General features: G+C 74.8%; 1 pseudogene. It reads right to left on the bottom strand.

From position 1 onward, the window contains the following. Positions 1-670, bottom strand: a pseudogene (locus IE249_RS35530) (hypothetical protein); the annotation flags it as partial.

The following is a 670-nucleotide window of genomic DNA, read 5'->3' as shown; positions in this document are numbered from 1 at the left end:
GGTTGAGGTCTTCCCGCAGGATCACCCAGAGGCGGGGCCCGTAGACCGCGTCGTCTCCGGGGGGCGCCGGCTTGAAGCGGTGCGCGAGCGCGACGGCGACGACCAGGAGGACGGCCAGGACCACGAGCGTGAGCGTCCGCCAGGCCGGGAGGGCCAGGCCGACGAGGGCGACGGTGAGGACGAGGCGGGCCAGGCCGCGGGCGGCGTACGGCCAGAAGTGCCAGGCCCGCAGGGCGCGGGCGAGGGTGGCCACGACGGGGGCTACGGCCCCGTAGACGGCCCGTACGAGGCGGGCGACGTTCTGGTAGCCGCAGTAGGTCTTCTGGGCCCAGCGGACGGCCCACAGGAGCACACGCAGGCCCCTGTCGAGGGCGGTGGCGCCCCAGCCCTGGTAGGTCTTCACCCAGGCCGCGGCGGTGCGGGCCCAGGGGCTCGGCCGGCGGCGCTTGGGCTTGATCAGGCTCACGACGGGCGGGGCGAAGGCCACGGACCCGAGCGCGACGGGGCCGGCGGGCCCGGCCGGGGTGGTGGAGCGGGTGCCCCGGCTCCAGAACGTGGCGTCGGTCTTGGCCTCGCCCCTGATCGGGTAGCCGCCGTAGAACCGGACGAGGGCCCACAGGCCCTTGAAGACGCCCGTGATGAGCGACCAGAGGTTCTTGAAGATGCCGAC

The sequence above is a fragment of the Streptomyces anandii JCM 4720 genome (assembly GCF_014650655.1).
Taxonomy (GTDB): domain Bacteria; phylum Actinomycetota; class Actinomycetes; order Streptomycetales; family Streptomycetaceae; genus Streptomyces; species Streptomyces anandii.
Note: the sequence above shows the minus strand (reverse complement) of the source record. Positions and strands in the feature narration are given on the sequence as shown.